Origin of the sequence: Curtobacterium sp. Leaf261, assembly GCF_001422205.1 — a bacterium.
In the GTDB taxonomy this organism is placed as follows: domain Bacteria; phylum Actinomycetota; class Actinomycetes; order Actinomycetales; family Microbacteriaceae; genus Curtobacterium.
On sequence record NZ_LMMJ01000007.1, the window covers coordinates 314,310 to 332,187 of the forward strand.

13 protein-coding genes are annotated in these 17,878 nt (G+C 67.7%); 1 reads left to right on the forward strand and 12 read right to left on the reverse strand.

Annotated elements, in window-relative coordinates; translation table 11 throughout:
• The 11 genes from ASF23_RS06810 to ASF23_RS06860 form a co-directional block, all read right to left on the reverse strand.
• Entirely contained in the window at window positions 1-825 is an 825-nt protein-coding gene (locus ASF23_RS06810; protein WP_055950940.1) for a hypothetical protein, read from the reverse strand.
• Window positions 822-1,874 carry a type IV pilus assembly protein PilM gene (gene pilM / locus ASF23_RS06815; RefSeq protein WP_055950942.1) on the reverse strand — a complete coding sequence of 351 codons (1,053 nt, stop codon included), beginning with the start codon at window positions 1,872-1,874 and terminating at the stop codon, window positions 822-824. Before pilM ends, ASF23_RS06810 begins: the two co-directional genes overlap by 4 nt.
• A gap of 38 nt (window positions 1,875-1,912) precedes the next feature.
• On the reverse strand, window positions 1,913-2,773 hold the full coding sequence (locus ASF23_RS06820; RefSeq protein WP_055950945.1) for a prepilin peptidase: 861 nt from the start codon (window positions 2,771-2,773) through the stop codon (window positions 1,913-1,915).
• Window positions 2,773-4,581, reverse strand: a complete 1,809-nt coding sequence (locus ASF23_RS06825) for a hypothetical protein (RefSeq protein WP_055950947.1) — start codon at window positions 4,579-4,581, stop codon at window positions 2,773-2,775. Before ASF23_RS06825 ends, ASF23_RS06820 begins: the two co-directional genes overlap by 1 nt.
• Entirely contained in the window at window positions 4,578-5,258 is a 681-nt protein-coding gene (locus ASF23_RS06830) for a PulJ/GspJ family protein (protein ID WP_055950949.1), read from the reverse strand. The genes ASF23_RS06825 and ASF23_RS06830 overlap by 4 nt, the downstream gene beginning before the upstream one ends.
• On the reverse strand, window positions 5,258-6,661 hold the full coding sequence (locus ASF23_RS06835; RefSeq protein ID WP_055950951.1) for a type IV pilus modification PilV family protein: 1,404 nt from the start codon (window positions 6,659-6,661) through the stop codon (window positions 5,258-5,260). Before ASF23_RS06835 ends, ASF23_RS06830 begins: the two co-directional genes overlap by 1 nt.
• 117 nt (window positions 6,662-6,778) lie before the next feature.
• Window positions 6,779-7,243 carry a type II secretion system protein gene (locus ASF23_RS19005; RefSeq protein ID WP_055950953.1) on the reverse strand — a complete coding sequence of 155 codons (465 nt, stop codon included), beginning with the start codon at window positions 7,241-7,243 and terminating at the stop codon, window positions 6,779-6,781.
• Window positions 7,244-7,485: 242 nt separating this feature from the next.
• Window positions 7,486-8,709, reverse strand: a complete 1,224-nt coding sequence (locus ASF23_RS06845) for a type II secretion system F family protein (RefSeq protein WP_082473889.1) — start codon at window positions 8,707-8,709, stop codon at window positions 7,486-7,488.
• Window positions 8,709-10,340 (reverse strand): type IV pilus twitching motility protein PilT, encoded by a 1,632-nt coding sequence (locus tag ASF23_RS06850; protein WP_326998996.1) that lies wholly within the window; start codon window positions 10,338-10,340, stop codon window positions 8,709-8,711. Before ASF23_RS06850 ends, ASF23_RS06845 begins: the two co-directional genes overlap by 1 nt.
• A 77-nt stretch (window positions 10,341-10,417) precedes the next feature.
• The gene (locus ASF23_RS06855) at window positions 10,418-12,085 is read right to left on the reverse strand and encodes a GspE/PulE family protein (protein WP_055950955.1); all 1,668 of its coding nucleotides are present in this window, start codon (window positions 12,083-12,085) and stop codon (window positions 10,418-10,420) included.
• Between the two features lie 182 nt (window positions 12,086-12,267).
• The gene (locus ASF23_RS06860) at window positions 12,268-13,284 is read right to left on the reverse strand and encodes a GNAT family N-acetyltransferase (RefSeq protein ID WP_055950957.1); all 1,017 of its coding nucleotides are present in this window, start codon (window positions 13,282-13,284) and stop codon (window positions 12,268-12,270) included.
• 114 nt (window positions 13,285-13,398) lie between these two features.
• Between ASF23_RS06860 and ASF23_RS18555 the strand changes: the two genes are divergently transcribed.
• Window positions 13,399-13,761: a VOC family protein gene (locus tag ASF23_RS18555; RefSeq protein ID WP_055950959.1), complete on the forward strand. Its 363-nt coding sequence runs from the start codon at window positions 13,399-13,401 to the stop codon at window positions 13,759-13,761.
• 194 nt (window positions 13,762-13,955) lie between these two features.
• Here ASF23_RS18555 and rpoC read toward each other — a convergent pair whose 3' ends face one another.
• Window positions 13,956-17,837 (reverse strand): DNA-directed RNA polymerase subunit beta', encoded by a 3,882-nt coding sequence (rpoC, locus tag ASF23_RS06870; RefSeq protein WP_055950960.1) that lies wholly within the window; start codon window positions 17,835-17,837, stop codon window positions 13,956-13,958.
• Between the last annotated feature and the right edge of the window lie 41 nt (window positions 17,838-17,878).

Consider the following 17,878-nt stretch of genomic DNA (forward strand, 5'->3'; position numbering starts at 1 on the left):
TCACTTGCCCTCCGCGTACTTGCCGTCGTACGCCTTCTCGTTGATGTGCAGTGTGATCGATGCCGTGTAGTTGTCTGCGGTCCCCTCGCGGGAGATCGACGTGATGCTCGAGTCGACGTACCCGGTCAGGGTGGACAGGCCGCTCGTCCAGTCCGGCACGGACGGGATCGTGGGCGAGGAGACGGCGATCTGGAGCGTCGCGATCCGCTGACCCTGCAGCGGAGTCGTCGCCTGCACGTAGGTGGTCAGCGGTGTCGCCGAGTCGATGGACAGGCCGGTGATCGAGACCCCGGACGGCAGGGACGCGTTGAGCTCGGTCAGGTACTTCTGCCAGTCGATCTCCGTGGATCCACCGACCGCCTGCCCAGCCGTGATGAGCGTGGACTCGCGTTCGACGTCTCGGACCTCCGAGTACTTCTGCTGCTGCAGCAGGAGCGCCGACGTCTCGTTCTGCGCGCCAGCGAGGTCCGTCTGCGAGCGCAGGCCGTTCACGGTCACGCCGCCGATCGCCAACACGACCACCACGCCGACGACGATGACACCGAGCCATGCCCGACGCGCCGTCGCACGTTCCTTGCGGTCGACGTGGACCTCGGTGGGCAGGAGGTCGACACGCGGCTCGCGGCCCACGAGCACCACCGCCGCGGCGGCCTTGCCCTTCGGTGCAGGGGCGTCGGCCGCGCCCTGCCCGTCGAACGGTGGCCGGAGCGGCGGCATCCCTGAGCCGCCCTTGTCCGCCTTGGACGACTTCGCGTTCCTCGACCTCGGTGCAGCCGAGGTGCGCTGCTTCTGGTCCTTGCGGACGTCCGCCTCTGCCCGGCTCATGCTGCCCTGCTTCCCACCGCGAGCCCGTAGGCCACGGCGATCGAGGTGCCGCGCATCGCGACGTCCTGCTGGCTGATCGACTTCGCGAGCGAGACCCCGGCGAACGCGCTCCCGATGGACACCGGGAGTCTGGTGAACTCCGAGAGCGCGTCGCCGAGTCCGGGGAGGAGCGATCCGCCACCGGAGAGGACGACCTGCGCGACCGGAGCGCTCGGGTGCGTGTTGACGAAGTAGTTGATGGTGTTCCGGAGGCTGGAGAGGAGCTCGTTCACGGATTCGTAGGTGATCGCGATGGCACGGTTGTCGTCGAGCGTCTGGGCGTTCGAACCGATGCCGAGGTGTCGCTTGACCGCCTCGGCCTGTTCGAACGGGATGTCGAGCCGGCCGCCGAGCGTCTTCGTGATGTCGTCGCCCCCGGTCGGGATGATCCGCACGAACTGTGGGATGCCGTCGGTCGCGATGACGACGCAGGTGGTGTCCGCGCCGAGCTCGACGAGCGCGACGGTGCCCGGGATGTTCTGGCGGGTGACCATGACCCGACTCAGCGCGAACGGGATGAGGTCGACGCCTGCGGGGTTGAGGCCCGCGAGCTGCACCGCCTTGACGTTCTGCAGGACGGCGTCCTTGACGGCCGCGATGAGGAGTCCGTTCACGACGGGTCCGTTCTCGCCGATGCCCTCGGAGGTCGGGTAGAAGTCGAGGATCGCGTCGATGACCGGCACCGGGAGCATGTCCTGCACCTGGAACGGGAGGCTCTCGCGGATCTGCTTCATCGGCGCACGGGGCACCGTGAGGTCACGGGACAGCACCCGCTGGTTGCCCATGCCGAGGACGACGTCCTTCGACCGGAACTTGCCGATGGACCAGAGCTGCTTGAGTGCGCCGGCGACGGTGTTGGCCTCGAGGACCTCGCCGCGACTCACCGACCCCTCCGGCGTGGGGACCTCGGCGAAGCGCACGACGGTCGGTCGCCCCTTGTCGGCGTCCGCGACCTCGACGGCCCGGATCGATGTCCCGGCGATGTCGAGGCCGACGATGCTCTTGCCCATGTCAGTCCCTTTGTGATGGCGGTGGTCGGTCCTGGCCGTCAGGCCAGTCCGATGAGGCGGATGTAGGAGTCCATGACCGGAGTCCCGACGAGGACACCGACCCATGCGCCGGCGAGCATCCAGGGGCCGAAGGGGATCCCGGACTTCCTCCCGGCACGTCGCGTCACCATGAGGAACAGCGCGAACATACCTCCGAGGAAGAACGCACCGAAAGCACCCACTGCGAGGGGTCCCCATCCGAGGTACGCGAGCGCGAGACCGAGGATGCCGGCCAGTTTCACGTCCCCGAGGCCCATGCCGCCCGGCACCGCGACCGCGAGGACGAGGTAGACGACGCCGAGGACGGCAGCACCGATCGCGCCGCGGATGAACGGCTCCCAGTCGCCGTCGAGCGCGGACACGCCGGCGAGCAGGACCGCGAGCACGATGTACGACGGGTAGGTGATCGCGTTCGGCAGCGTGTGCGTGTCGAGGTCGATGAGCGCCAGCGCGACGCTGATCGCCATCAGGTACAGGAACGCGACCAGGAGCACGAGGCGAGCGGCGAGACCGGCGTCGGTCGTGCCTCCAGGCAGGGTGGTCGCGCCGGACGCGACCGGCCAGAACCGGAGTGCCACGACGACGAACAGGAGGCCCGTGGCGAGTTCCACGAGCGGGTACCGGACCGAGATGGGCTCGCGACAGTCGCGGCACTTCCCCCCGAGCACGAGCCACGACAGTACGGGCACGTTGTCGAAGCCCCGGATCGCCTTCCCGCACCTCGGGCAGGCGGACGCCGGAGCCACGACGCTCATGCCGGCGGGGACGCGGTACACGACCACGTTCAGGAAGGAGCCGATGAGCAGGCCGAACACGCCGCCGAGGACGGTCGCGATCCCCGCGAACTGGACGATCCCCATCAGACGCACACTCCGGACTTCTGGACGCAGCTGCCGTTGACGTTGTAGGCCGGGGAGACCTCGGCGATCGTGGTGATGCCGTACGTGGTGGTCACCGGGTTGAGGAACTTCGGCGGGGCCGTGTGCTTGAGACGTGAGTCGTAGACGTAGTTCTTGATGTACCCGTTCCCGTTCGTGCTCACGACGCCGCGGAACTTCTGCGCGATGGCACCGTAGAGGGTCAGGGTCCCGCGACCTCCCCCGTAGGCGCTGTTCTGCACCTGGAACGTGTGGGCTGCGGAGATGACTGCCGCATCGATCTCGCGGTCCGTGTCAGCGAGCAGCGAGGAGTAGCAGGTGCTCGTCCCGAAGAACCCGCAGCTGGAGGCCTTCATCGGGTTGTAGACCGAGATCGCGTTCGTCGCCGTCAGGCCGAGGATGTCCGAGCTCTTGTCCTGGTAGTCGATGTCGCCCGTGACGTAGAGGCTGTTCTCGGCGGCGACCGTGAGCTGGCCGCTGAAGTCGCCACGGACGAACGCGTCGCCGTTCCGGGACCCGTAGCTGCACGGGCTCGAGCTGAGGAGCGACGTCGTCTCGCCGGCTCGTGGGTACCCGACACCGTTGCCCTGGTTGCACGTGTCCCGCAGCGCCGTCGTCGAGGTGTAGTTCTTGTCGGTCGGCGACGACGGCACGTTCTGCACGTAGACGAGGTTGTTGGCAGGCACCGTGATCGTGGCGCCGGCCGGGGACTTCAGCTGTGCCGGTGTCCCACACGCGGCTGTGTTCTGACCGGCCGACGAGTCGTCGTTGGCGGTCTGCGTGTACAGCGTGTTCGGCGACTTCACCGTCATGGTGCCGTTGGCGTTGAAGACGATGTCCGTGGGTCCGGTGTAGAGACACCCGGGAGAGCGGTTCGTCGCGAGGTCGTAGCGCGTGGCCGCCTTCTGCTGCGCGTTGGTCGACGGCATCGGGATGGTCGAGGTGAACGCCGGCTGCGAGACACCGGCGGGGAAGACCTGCCCGGAGCACGCCGCGTTCTGCGAGGTGACCTTCGAGTACCGCAGACCGGTCGTCGGATCGGCGTTCGGGTTCGACGTCGTGATCTGGCTCGTGAACTGCGCGTCGCAGATGCGCATGGTGTCGTTCGAGTGCGCAGGCCCGTCGATCTTGTCCCCACCGCCGAAGGCGATCTCACCGCAGGGGTTCGGGTTCGCGGACGTCTGCCGCGTCCGGCCCGTGCCCTCCCACGCGTGTTTGACGCAGTTCGTGACGTTCGCGCCGGTGATCTGCGGATCCTGGATCTCGAAGTCGGTGAAGTAGAGGAAGTCGATGAATCCCTGCTGCCTGATGCTCGCCGTGACCGTCCGGACGGCGTTGTTCACCTTGCCGGTCGCCCGCACCCGGATGATGCCGGTGTCGTAGTACTTCGACGCGTCGACCTCGTACCGGTACTTCGCCGTGCCGTCGGTGTCCGGCACGGAGGCCCACGACCCGGACGCACCGGTGCCGAGCGCGTCGTTCGTCGTCGGCGGGAGCGTCAGGAGCCCGGCGCTGCTCGCGCTGAACGGCGCACTCGGGTTGCCGTACTGGGTGTAGCCGGTGTCGTTGGAGAGCCGGGCCTCGTAGTCCTGGATGCCTGCGTACGCGGCGCTCAGCGACCCGTTCCAGTCGGCGTCGGTGACCGACTTCCGGATGCCCGAGGTCGCGACCGTCACGGCGGTGGCGACCATGAACACGATGACGGTGCCGAAGATGATCGCGATGGCGAGCGCCATGCCCCGCTCGTCCTGCATCGCATCGAGACGCAGGAGGCGCCGGAGACGGATCATGTCGAGCTCCCGGTGGGTTCGAGGAGGTTGGGCAGGCCGATCGTGTTCTTCAGGACGACACCGTTGGTGAGCGTGCTCCTCGTGTTCGCGATGCGGAGCGTGACGGTGACGGACGCGATCTGGTTGCGCTGATCGAGCGTGAGCTGGTTCGTGGTGGTCGACGGGGTCAGGACGTTGCCGCCCCCGTCGCGGTACTGGAAGAGCGGGTCGCCGCCGCTCGGTGTCGCACCGACCGAGGCGGTCACGACGCGCGCCGCGCCCGGGGTACCGAAGGTGAAGTAGGTCCCGTTCGCGGAGGCCGCGGCGCTCGTCTCGGTGAGGTTCCGGGCACCGTCGAGGGCGAAGGTGATCTGCTGCGGCACGGCGTCGCGGCCCGATGACACCAGGGTCGAGAACGTCATCGTCTCGGGCCCGGCGACGGTGAACGCGGGCGTGTCCCCCGCGCCGACGACGGGGTTGTCCGCCGCGGACCGGATCATCTTCGTGAGCTCGTCCATGCCGTTGGTCGCGACGCGGGTGTTCGTGTCGCGTGCCGCGGCGAAGCTCGTTGCCTTCGTGATCGACACGAACGTCCCCACGACGATGGTCAGCAGCACCGCGAAGAGCCCCATGGCGACGAGGAGCTCGATCATCGTCAGACCGCCCTCACGGTTCGCGACGTCGCGCAGCCGGCGCATCACGGTGCGACTCGCGGATCGAGCGTGACCGACCCGGTGTTCAGCAGCACGCCCAGCAGCGTCTTCGGGGTCACGTTGACGGGGTTCGAGGCTGCGTTCTTCTGGCTCGTCACCGACCACGTCCCGTACGGCAGCGCAAGCGTCACGTCGACGGAGCCGCCGGAGCCGTTCGTCGCGGCGCGGGTGAAGTTCATCGTCTGACCGACCACGCACCCGGGGTCGCCGTTGGCCGCGGTGGCGGTGGTCGCCGTGAGGATGGTGTCGGACTTGCTGATGGTGACCGTCACGAGCCCCATCGGGACGTTCGCGGTCGTGTTGCCGATGCCGACCGACGGCGACGGCGTCTTGCCGACCCGCCCGTCGGCGGCGCGGGGCCACATCGTCGGGTCGGTCGACAGGCAGCTGTTCGTGTTGGTCGAGCCGTCGGCGTTCTTGACGTTCGAGTCGAACGACCCCGGGTACACGACGTACCCGGAGGAGATCGGCGTCACCCACTGGTCGGTGGGGGTCCCGGTCAGCTTGACCGCGCCGTAGGAGCTGACGAAGGACGTCGTCAGGTTCGTCGGCAGCATGGTCGTGCTCGTCGCGTTCGTGGCGTAGTTCATCTTGACGTCCACCGCCGGGTCGTAGTTGAACGAGGCGCCGCTCGACTGACCTGCACCGACGACGATCGTCTTGACCGGGCTCGCCACCAGGTTCTCGTCGCGGTACTGGCCACCCGGGGGCGTCAGCGTGACGAAGTACGTACCGGGCGTCACCTTCGTCGCGATCGAGCAGCCGTCGGCGTTCGTCACCGGAGGCTGCGCAGCGAGTGCGACCGCCGTGTTCGAGCTGTACCCGGCACCGGTCGCGGGCGCGATCGTCGCCGTGATGTTCCCGACTCCCCCGCTGCCGGTGATCGACTGCACCGAGACGAGGACCGTCCCGAGCGTCGGGTCGTTGATCTTGCTCGCGGGGGCGAAGATCGTGTTCTGCTTCACGGGTGCCGCGGACCCCATGCCGTTCCACGTCACGGTGATGTGGATGTGGAGGAAGAGGAGCTGCGCAGCCGTCCCGGTGGACGACGCCGAGCACTGGTTCGAGGTGCCGTTCGTGTACTGCCACGCGAGCGTCCGGACGACCTTGTAGGAACGGCCGTCGACCGGCGTGCTCGTGGTCGATCCGGACATCCCCGTGATGTTGCTCGCCGCCTCGACGCGGGCGGAGTCGATCGCGGACGAGGCCAGGTTCACGGCAGCGGAGCGGCCCGTGTTGTCGGAGGTGATGCGCATCACCGTGGCGATGCCCGCGAGGGCGCCGGCGACGATGAGGGCGAAGAGCGTCATCGCGATGATCACCTCGACGAGGGTGAACCCGCGCTCGTCGCGTGCCCGCTCGAGCCTGCGTGCGATCGTGCTGATCATCGTTGCCACCTCCTCCGGGGTGTCGATGTACCCGTCCGTACCTGCGCGGAAGGGGCCGGGGCGAACCCCGACCCCCTCCGGAACCGGCCGCTCCTCAGGAGCGGCCGGCGGCGCTCATCAAGCGCAGGTGCCGGACTTCACACCGGCGGTCTGGTTCGCGAAGAAGGTCTTGCCCGTGCTGCTCTTGCCCTGGACGCAGAACGCGGAACCGGTGCCGGGGACGAACTTGAGCTCGGTCTCGGAGTCGCTCCAGGTGGCGCCGGCGTCCGACCACGTCTGGCCACCGGTGACGGTCGCTGCGTTGATGCCCGTGGCGGCCGATGCGGTCAGGGCGCTCGGGAGGGCGTTGCTGTTCTGCGTCATCGCGCTGACCGCGGCGGTCTTCAGGTTGGAGACGTCGTTCTGCACGCCCGAGTCCTTGGCGTTGTTCTGCACACCCAGGTAGACCGGGATGGCGATCGCGGCGAGGATGCCGATGATGATGACGACGACCAGGAGCTCGATCAGGGTGAAGCCCTTCTCGTTCTGCTCGGTCAGGTTCTGGCGGCGAGCGTTGAGCTTGCCCATGAGACGGAAGTACATGAGGTGTCCATTCCTTCGGGAAATGTGATTGGGATGTTGGGGCTGGTGCTCTGCCGCCGGTGATCAGCGTATTCGGCGTCGATTCTGGGCATAATCCCGAGAACGGGGGCCAAGGGGGTATCGAAATGCCCCCAGTAACGGGGGCATCGCTCGGGCGATCTCCCCCTGTGCGGGGGGCACGCTGCCGGAATGCACATGGCCCGCCGGACCAACGAGGTCGGACGGGCCATGTGCGCGGAGCCTCAGTGGATGAGGCTCGTGATCTTGAAGATCGGCAGGTACAGCGCGACGATCATTCCACCGACCACGACACCGAGGAATGCGATCAGCAAAGGCTCGATCAGGCTCGTCAGCGATTCCGTGGTGGACTCGACTTCTGCATCGTAGAAGATCGCGATCTTCTCGAGCATCACCTCGAGAGATCCGGCATCCTCACCGACGGCGACCATTTGCGAGACCATAGTCGGGAACACTGATTCCCGTGCGAGCGGGCCGGCGATGGATTCGCCTTTCCGGACCGATTCCGCAACTCGCTCCAAAGCTCTCTGCACGACGAAGTTGTTCGACACTTCCCCAACGATCTTCAACGCCTGGAGAATAGGAACTCCTGCACCGATCATGTTCGAGAAGTTCCGAGCAAACCGCGCGATGACGATCTTCTTCGAGAGCGCGCCGAACACGGGCAGCCGCAGCCGGAGCGGGTCGAGGAACCCGCGGACACGGTCGGTGTTCTTGTTCGCCCGGTACCAGAGCCACCCGACGATGATCACGACGGCGAGCAACGGTCCCACCCAGCGCATCGCGTGCGACGCGTAGACGAGGATCAGCGTCGGCAGCGGGAGCTGGCCGCCGAGGCTGGCGAACATGTTCTGGAAGATCGGGACGATGAAGACGAGCATCACCACGACGGCGACGAGCGACATCACGAGCACCACGACGGGATAGGTCATCGCGGACTTGATCGTCGAGCGGAGCTTGTGCTCCTTCTCGAAGTTCGTCGCGATCGAGTCCATGGCCTTGTCGAGGAAGCCGCCGGTCTCGCCGGCCCTCAGCATGTTGATCATGATCGGCGGGAAGTCGACCGGGTACTTGGCCACCGCGTCGGAGAACGACACCCCGCGCTCGACCTCGTCGCGCACCTTGCCGATGATGTCCTTGAGCTTCTTCGACTCCGTCTGGTCGGCGAGGATCGACAGTGCACGCAACAGCGACAGGCCGGACGAGAGCATGGTGGACGCCTGCCGCGCCATGATTGCCAGGTCCTTCAGCCCGACGCCCTTCTCGAACCCCGGGATCTTGATCTCGGACTGGAGCCCGGTGCCGGCCTTCGCCTCGGCGAGGGAGATCGGCGAGACGCCCATGGTTCGGAGTCGGGCGACGGCAGCGCCCTCGGACGCCGCGTCGAGCTTGCCCTTGACGATCTTGCCGGCGGTGTCGCGCCCGCGGTAGTCGAATGCGAGTGACATCAGAAGTCTCCTCCGGAGTACTTGTCGCCGAAGTCGATCCCGCTCGCGGCGATCGCATCGGCCGAGGCGTCCGACGGACTCTCGACGCGCTGCACGAGCCGGTCGAAGCCCTCCTTGTCGTGCACCTTCTCCATGGCGGCCTTGCGGGTGATGGTCCCGACGTTGACCAGGTCGGCGAGGTCCTGGTCCATCGTGTGCATGCCGAGGTCCTTGCCGGCCTGCATCGCGGAGGTGATCTGGTACGTCTTGCCCTCGCGGATGAGGTTCCCGATGGCGGGGGTGGTGCGCATGATCTCGGTGGAGACGACTCGACCGGTGCCGGTCGCCTTCGGCACGAGCGTCTGGCAGACGACACCCTGGAGCGTCGTGGCGAGCTGCGTGCGGATCTGGCCCTGCTGGTGCGGCGGGAACACGTCGATGACACGGTCGATCGTGCCGGGTGCGTCCTGGGTGTGCAGGGTCGCGAACACCAGGTGGCCGGTCTCTGCGGCGGTCAGCGCCACCGAGATCGTCTCGAGGTCGCGGAGCTCGCCGATGAGGATCACGTCGGGGTCCTGCCGGAGCACGTGCTTGAGCGCGTTCGCGAACGAGTGCGTGTCGGCCCCGACCTCGCGCTGGTTGATGATCGCCCGCTTGTGCTCGTGCATGAACTCGATCGGGTCCTCGACCGTCACGATGTGGTCGGCACGGGTCTCGTTGACCAGGTCGATCAGGGCCGCGAGCGTCGTCGACTTGCCGGAACCGGTCGGGCCGGTCACGAGGACCAGTCCGCGCGGCAGCTTCGAGAAGTCCCCGACGTGGTCCGGGATGCCGAGGTCCTTCAGGGTCTTGATCTTGGTGGGGATCAGACGGAAGGCCGCACCCCAGTTGCCGCGCTGCTGGTAGAAGTTCACGCGGAACCGGGACTCCGTGGACAGCGAGTACGCGAAGTCGAGCTCCTGCTTCTCCTCGAACTGCGCGAGCTGGTCGGTGCTCGCCATCGTCGTCAGCGCGGCGATGACCTTGGCGCGCGACCACGGGCCTCCCGGCACTGCGGGGCGGAGCGAGCCGTCGACGCGGACGGTCGGCGCCGCGTTCGCGGTGACGTGGAGGTCGGAGGCGCCCTGGCGCACGACCTCGGAGAGGGCGGTGATGAGGTCGGGGTCGGCGACCTCGCGAGCGTGGTGCGTGTACTCGATCCGGACGTCCGAGCTGATCGCGGTGGACGGGGCGACGAGCGGAGCGGCGTGAGTCGGCGGTGCGGGGACGAACGCCGGCGCCGGGACGGACGCGGTGGGCGCATCGGCGAACGAGTACGCGGCGGTCGTCGGGGAGATGGGGACCGGCGTGGCCCACGTCGGAGTCGGCACGGCGGGAGCAACCGACGCGGACGCGACCGGCGCGGATGCGATCGGCGCCGGCGCCGCAGGCGCGAGATCCCACGTGCTCTCGTCGGACAGGTCGAACACGCGAGCCGCCGGAGCGGGCACGGTCATCGGCGCGACGGAGGTCTGCGGCACGTACGGCACCTCGCCACCAGCCGCGAGTCGGGCGGCACGGCGACCGCCGACCTCCGTGCCCGGCTGTCCCGGATGCCATCCGGCGGCGATCCCGTCGTCCGGCGACGTGATGTCGTACACGGAGTCGCTCATGCGTGTCCCTGTCTGTGAGCAGTGCTGTGCAACGAGCCCGTGATCGGGCTCGTCATCGATGTGGAGGGGGAGGAGTCCTACGCGACGACGCGGAGGATCTCCTCGACGCTGGTGAGGCCGAGCTTGACCTTCTCCCAGCCGTCCTGACGGAGGGTGAGCATGCCCTGGTCCTGCGCGACACGACTGATCTCCGCGCTCGAGGCACGCGAGACGGCGAGCCGCTCGATCTCCTCGGTGACCGTCATGACCTCGTGCAGGGCGATGCGGCCGCGGTAGCCCGTGTTCGAGCAGACGGCGCACCCCACGGGCATGAAGATCTCGGGGACGTCGGGGTTCCAGTCGTTCACGAATCGCAGGTCGCGGAGGTGCTCGAACGTGTGCTCCGCAGGTGCCTTGCAGCGGTCGCAGAGCCGGCGCGCGAGTCGTTGGGCCACCACCGAGTCGAGGGCCGACCCGACGAGGAACGGCTCGATGTCCATCTCGGTCAGACGGACGACGGCCGAGGGGGCGTCGTTCGTGTGGAGGGTGGAGAGGACGAGGTGGCCGGTGAGCGATGCCTCGATCGCGATCTGGGCCGTCTCGTGGTCACGGATCTCGCCGAGCAGGACGACGTCGGGGTCGGAGCGGAGGATGCTGCGGAGCGCCGAGGCGAACGTCAGCCCGGCCTTCGGGTTGACCTGCACCTGGTTGATGCCCGGCATCCGGTACTCGACCGGGTCCTCGACCGTGATGACGTTGATCTCGGGCTTCGCGACCGCGTTCAACGTCGTGTAGAGCGTGGTGGACTTGCCGGAACCCGTCGGGCCCGTGACGAGGATCATGCCGTACGGCTTGGAGTACGACGCCTGGTACGCCTCGAAGTTCCGGTCGAGCAGGTTGAGGTCCTTGAGCGTCATCGACGTGTTCGTGTTGTCGAGGATGCGCATGACGACCTTCTCGCCCCACACCGTCGGCAGGGTCGCGACGCGGAGGTCGATCTGGCGGCCACCGTGCCGGACCGACATACGGCCGTCCTGGGGCTTCCGTCGCTCGGCGATGTCGATGTCGCTCATGATCTTGAGGCGCGAGATGACACCGTTCTGGATGTTCTTCGGCGCCGGGGTCATCTCGTGGAGCACGCCGTCGATGCGGTAGCGGACCCGCACCTCGTGCTCGCCGGGTTCGATGTGGATGTCCGACGCGTGGTCCTGGATCGCCTGGGAGACGAGCAGGTTCACGAACCGGACGATCGGGACGTCGTCGAGTGCACCGTCGGAGAGGTCGGCCTGCGTCTCGGTGACGGAGGCCTCCTGCTCGAGCGAGGACGTCAGGTCGTTCAGCTCGTCGTCGGCGCGGAGGTAGCGGTCGAGCGCCGACGCGAGGTCACGCTCGTCGACCTGCAGCGGCTTGATGACGCGGCCGGACGAAGCCCGGGCGTCGTCGAGCGCGAGCACGTTCGCGGGGTTCACCATGGCGAGCACCAGCGCGTCGCCCTCGAACCCGATGCCGAGCACGCTGTGCCGACGGCAGAGTGCTGCGGGCAGCATCGACACCGCGGTGCCGTCCACCGGGTAGTCGGTGAGCGGGACGGTCTTGGAGTTGTTCGACGCGGCGCGCGCGGTGATGAACTGCGCCTCGCTCACGACGCCGCGGTCGACGAGGGACCGGATGTTCTTCTCGTCCACCATCTCGTCACCGGTCAGGGTGTCGAGGTGCTCGATGGGCAGAGCACCGTTGAGGATGAGGATCTCAGAGAGGGTTGCCATGGTGCTCCCTCACCTCCTTGGTGTCGCACGTCTGGGAGCCGTGTCGCGGTTCGGGTACCGATGACGGTCTGCGGCCGTGGCCCAACGCTAATTCGTCGGCGTGCTCTTCGAGCAGTCCCAGAAAGAGGGGTCCGGCAGACTCTCGACGGGGCGGTCCGGAGGGGCGGCGACTCCGGCAGTGCTCAGAAGTGCAGGGTGTGCGTGACCGCGACCGTCCCGCGCGTGAACCCGAGGCGTTCGTAGAGCCCGAGCGCACCGGTCGGGTTCTCGGCGTCGACGTCGAGCACCGCGGCGGCGAGGCCGTCGGCACGGATCGCGGCGAGCACGCTGCTGAGCACCACGCGCGCGAGACCGCGTCCGCGGTGTGCGCGGACCACGCCGACGTAGTCGACGTACCCGAAGCTCCCGCCCCGGGCTTCGAACGACTCCGGGTCCACGTCGACGAAGGCGAACGCCACGATGGTGCCCTGCGCGTCGGTGACGACCCGCGACAGGTCTCCGCGGAACGCCGGCGCCGATCGAGCACGAGCCCAGTCCTCGGCCGGCGTCGGCTGCGAGCCCCAGTGGTCGCGGAACGAGTCGTTCTTGGCCAGACGCATTCCCTCGAGGTCGTCGGAGACGTACTGCCGGAGCGTGTAGCCGTCGGGTGCCGGTGCGACGTCGACCGGGTCGGTGAGGTCCCTGGTGAGGTCGAACCAGTACCGCGTCGGCTCCATCCCGAAGCGCGCCGCGAGCGCCAGCGCCGGCGAACCCTGTCGATCGGTGAGCTCGAGCTGCGCGGGGAGGTCGACGCGGAGCCCGGCGAGCAACTGGCGTGCGCGACCGAGCTGCCACGCGAGCAGCCGCCGGCCGATTCCCCGCCCCCGGTGCGCGGGGTCGACCTCGCCGGGGAGCCAGACGCGGACGAGGGACTCGTGGGCCGGGTGGAGCATGACGATGACGTAGCCGATGACATGTCCATCAGCATCCAGGGCCACGAGGCTGTCCGTGGCCGGGACCAGTCCGGTTGTGGACAGTTCGTACTCGATGTCGTCCTGTGCAGGACGTTCGTCCGGCGAGTCCACCGCACACGCGGCGAGCAGCACACGGTGCATCGCCGGCACGTCGGACAACGCCCCCGGGCGGAACGTCACGCCGTCGAGCGGTGCGGGGGTCTCCAGGTGGGCGGGCGCGACGACGCGATCGGCGAGGGAGGACATGCCTCCATCCTGGCAGGAGTCCCGACGACCTCGCGGCGACCGGTCGGCACGGATGTCCCGACCGGTCGGCACGGATGTCTCGACGCGCCGGGCACCGGTGGACCAAGATGGACCATGGACATCACGAGCGTGACGGTCGGGCTGCCGGTCAGCGACATCGAGTCCGCGTGCCTCTGGTACGGCGCGGTGTTCGAGCGCGAGGAGCCGGACCTCGAGCCCGCCGAGGGCGTCGCCGAGTACGAGATCGGCGGCATCTGGATCCAGCTCGTCGTCGATGCCCATGCCGACGAGAACGAGGTCGCGGTGCGCTTCGGAGTCGACGACGTCGCCGCGCAGCACGCCCGCATCGCTGCGCTGGGGATCGACGTCGGCCCGGTCGAGCGCGTCCCCGGTGCCGTCGACTGGTTCGACTTCCGCGACCCGGACGGCAACCTGCTCAGCCTCTACTCGCTGATCGACGAGACCGCTGATCGCTGACGCGCCGGCGGACCACCTGTCGGACTGGAGGGACGGTGCCGGCCCGCACCGTCCCTCCAGTCCGACCCACGGTCGCCACCGGGACCCGGTTCCGCCACCGCGACCCGCCGACGCGACCCGCCGACGCAGAAGGGCCCCGCACCAATCGGTGCGGGGCCCTTCTGTGTCACTCAGTCACCATGTCGGCTGACCGATCAGTTGTACGTCCCGGGCGTGAAGTCGTCCGACGAGAAGCTGTCGAAGTCGACGAAGCTCAGGTCGGCGTCCGAGAACGACGAGTCGTCGGCGAAGATGCGGTTGGGGTACCGCTCCGCCTTCGCCTCTTCGGTGGCCTGGACGTCCACGTCGCGGTACCGGCTGAGACCCGTCCCCGCAGGGATGAGCTTCCCGATGATGACGTTCTCCTTGAGGCCGACGAGCGAGTCGCGCTTGCCCTCCATGGCCGCCTGCGTGAGGACGCGGGTGGTCTCCTGGAAGGACGCAGCGGACAGCCACGACTCGGTCGCGAGGGACGCCTTCGTGATGCCCATGACCTCCTGGCGGGCGGAAGCGGTCTTCTTGCCCTCCTGGAGTGCCGCACGGTTGATCTCGTTGTACCGCGAACGGTCGACGAGCTCACCCGGGAGCAGATCGGTGTCGGCGTGGTCGACGACGGTGACCTTGCGGAGCATCTGTCGGACGATGACCTCGATGTGCTTGTCGTGGATCGGCACACCCTGCGAGCGGTAGACGTCCTGGACGCCACCCACGAGGTGCTTCTGCACCTCACGGACACCCTTGACCCGGAGGACCTCCTTGGGGTCCACCGCACCGGCGATGAACTGCCCACCGAGCTCGATGTGCTGGCCGTCCTCGACGAGCAGGGTCGCACGCTTGAGCACCGGGTAGATGAACGGCTCGTCGCCGTTGTCCGGGGTCAGGATGATCCGACGCTGCTTGTCCGTGTCCTCGATGACGACGCGGCCTGCGGCCTCGGCGATCGGGGAAGCGCCCTTCGGGGTGCGGGCCTCGAAGAGCTCCGTCACGCGGGGGAGACCCTGCGTGATGTCGTCCGCCGATGCCGAACCACCCGTGTGGAAGGTACGCATGGTCAGCTGCGTGCCGGGCTCACCGATCGACTGGGCCGCGATGATGCCGACGGCCTCACCGATGTCGACGAGGTTGCCGGTGGCGAGCGAACGGCCGTAGCACCGCGCGCAGACACCCACGCTCGACTCGCAGGTCAGGACCGAGCGCACCTTGATGCTCTCGACGCCCTTCGCCACGAGTGCGTCGATGAGGACGTCACCCACGTCGTCGCCGGCCGTCGCGAGCACCTCGCCCTTGGCGTTCACGACGTCGGTCGCGAGCGTGCGGGAGTAGACGGTGTTCTCGACGGTCTCGTCACGGACCAGCTTGCCGTCCGCACCAGCTGTGGCGATCGGCAGCTCGAGCCCACGGCTCGTCCCACAGTCGTCCTCGCGGATGATGACGTCCTGCGACACGTCGACGAGACGACGGGTGAGGTACCCGGAGTCCGCCGTCCGGAGCGCGGTGTCGGCCAGGCCCTTCCGAGCACCGTGCGTGGCGATGAAGTACTCCGCCACGGTCAGGCCCTCGCGGTACGAGTTGATGATCGGGCGGGCGATGATCTCGCCCTTCGGGTTGTTCACCAGACCACGCATGCCGGCGATGTTCCGGACCTGCAGCCAGTTACCACGAGCACCGGAGGACACCATGCGGTTGATGGTGTTGTCCTTCGGGAAGTTCGCGCGCATCTCGGCGGCGACCTCGTTGGTGGCCTCGGTCCAGATCTTGATCAGGTCGGCGCGACGTTCCGCGTCGGTGATCAGACCCTTGTCGAACTCGCCCTGGACCTTGGCGGCCTGGATCTCGTAGCCCGCGATGATCTCGGCCTTGCGCGGCGGGGTCACGACGTCGGACAGCGCCACAGTGACGCCCGAGCGGGTGCCCCAGTAGAAGCCGGCGTCCTTGATCCGGTCGAGTGCTGCGGCGACCTCGACCTTGGGGTACCGCTCTGCGAGGTCGTTGACGATCGCGGAGAGCGTGCCCTTGTCGGCGACCTTCTGGACGAACGGGTAGTCCGTCGGGAGGGTCTCGTTGAAGAGCGCCTGGCCGAGCGTGGTGTCGAGGATGAACGGCTTGCCCTGCTCGAAGCCCTCGGGTGCGTCGCCCTCGGCGAAGTACAGGTCCGACATGCGGATCTTGACCTTCGCGTTCAGGTGCAGCGAGTTCTGGTCCTTCGCGAGGATCGCCTCGGCCACGGACGAGAACGCACGGCCCTCGCCGATCGCGCCCTCGGTGACCGTCGTCAGGTGGTGCAGACCGATGATCATGTCCTGTGCGGGCAGGGTCACCGGACGGCCGTCGGACGGCTTCAGGATGTTGTTCGAGGCGAGCATCAGGATGCGTGCCTCGGCCTGGGCCTCGACCGAGAGCGGCAGGTGGACGGCCATCTGGTCACCGTCGAAGTCCGCGTTGAACGCGGCGCAGACGAGCGGGTGCAGCTGGATCGCCTTGCCCTCGACGAGCTGGGGCTCGAAGGCCTGGATGCCGAGACGGTGCAGCGTGGGTGCTCGGTTGAGGAGCACCGGACGCTCGCGGATGATCTCCTCGAGCACGTCCCAGACCTGCGGACGCGAACGCTCGACCATGCGCTTGGCGGACTTGATGTTCTGCGCGTGCGACAGGTCGATGAGGCGCTTGATCACGAACGGCTTGAACAGCTCGAGCGCCATCTGCTTGGGCAGACCGCACTGGTGGAGCTTGAGCTGCGGGCCGACGATGATGACCGAACGACCCGAGTAGTCGACGCGCTTGCCGAGCAGGTTCTGGCGGAAACGACCCTGCTTCCCCTTGAGCATGTCGCTCAGGGACTTCAGGGCGCGGTTGCCGGTACCCGTGACGGGGCGACCACGACGACCGTTGTCGAACAGTGCGTCGACGGCCTCCTGGAGCATGCGCTTCTCGTTGTTCACGATGATCTCGGGGGCACCGAGGTCGAGCAGGCGGCGGAGACGGTTGTTGCGGTTGATCACACGACGGTAGAGGTCGTTGAGGTCGGAGGTCGCGAAGCGGCCACCGTCCAGCTGGACCATCGGGCGGAGCTCCGGCGGGATCACCGGGACCACGTCGAGGACCATCGCCGCCGGCGAGTTGCCGGTGATGAGGAAGGAGTTCACGACGCGGAGACGCTTGATCGCGCGGATCTTCTTCTGGCCCTTGCCCTCGGCGATCTGCAGGTGCAGCGCCTCGGCCTCGGCGGTCAGGTCGAACGACTCGAGGCGCAGCTTGATCGCCTCGGCGCCCATGTAGGCGTCGAAGTAGATCCCGAAGCGGTCCTGGAGCTCGTGGAAGACGGCGTCCTCGGGCTTGAGGTCACCGACCTTGAGGTTGCGGAAGTCCTCCCACACACGCTCGAGGCGGGTGATGTCCTCGTCGAAGGACTTGCGGACCTGGGACATCTCCTTCTCGGCGCCGTCCTTGGTCCGACGCTTCTGGTCGGACTTGGCGCCCTCTTCCTCGAGCGCTGCGAGGTCGTCCTCGAGCTTCTTGAGGCGGTCGGCGACGATCGAGTCGCGCTGACCCTCGAGGGTCTTGATCTCGAGGCGCAGCTCGTTCTCGAGCCCGGGCATGTCCGCGTGGCGGCCGTCCTGGTCGATGTCGATGATCATGTACGCCGCGAAGTAGATGACCTTCTCGAGGTCCTTCGGGGCCATGTCGAGCAGGTAGCCGAGTCGCGACGGGACGCCCTTGAAGTACCAGATGTGCGTGACCGGGGCGGCGAGCTCGATGTGGCCCATGCGCTCACGGCGCACCGACGACTTCGTGACCTCGACGCCGCAGCGCTCGCAGACGATGCCCTTGAACCGGACTCGCTTGTACTTGCCGCAGGCGCACTCCCAGTCGCGCGAAGGACCGAAGATCTGCTCACCGAACAGACCGTCCTTCTCGGGCTTCAGGGTGCGGTAGTTGATGGTCTCCGGCTTCTTGACCTCGCCGTACGACCACTTGCGGATGTCCTCGGCAGTTGCAAGGCCGATCCGCAGTTCGTCAAAGGAAGTTGCTTCGAGCAATGTTCTTCTCTCTTGGGTAGACAGACGATTGACGGGCGGGA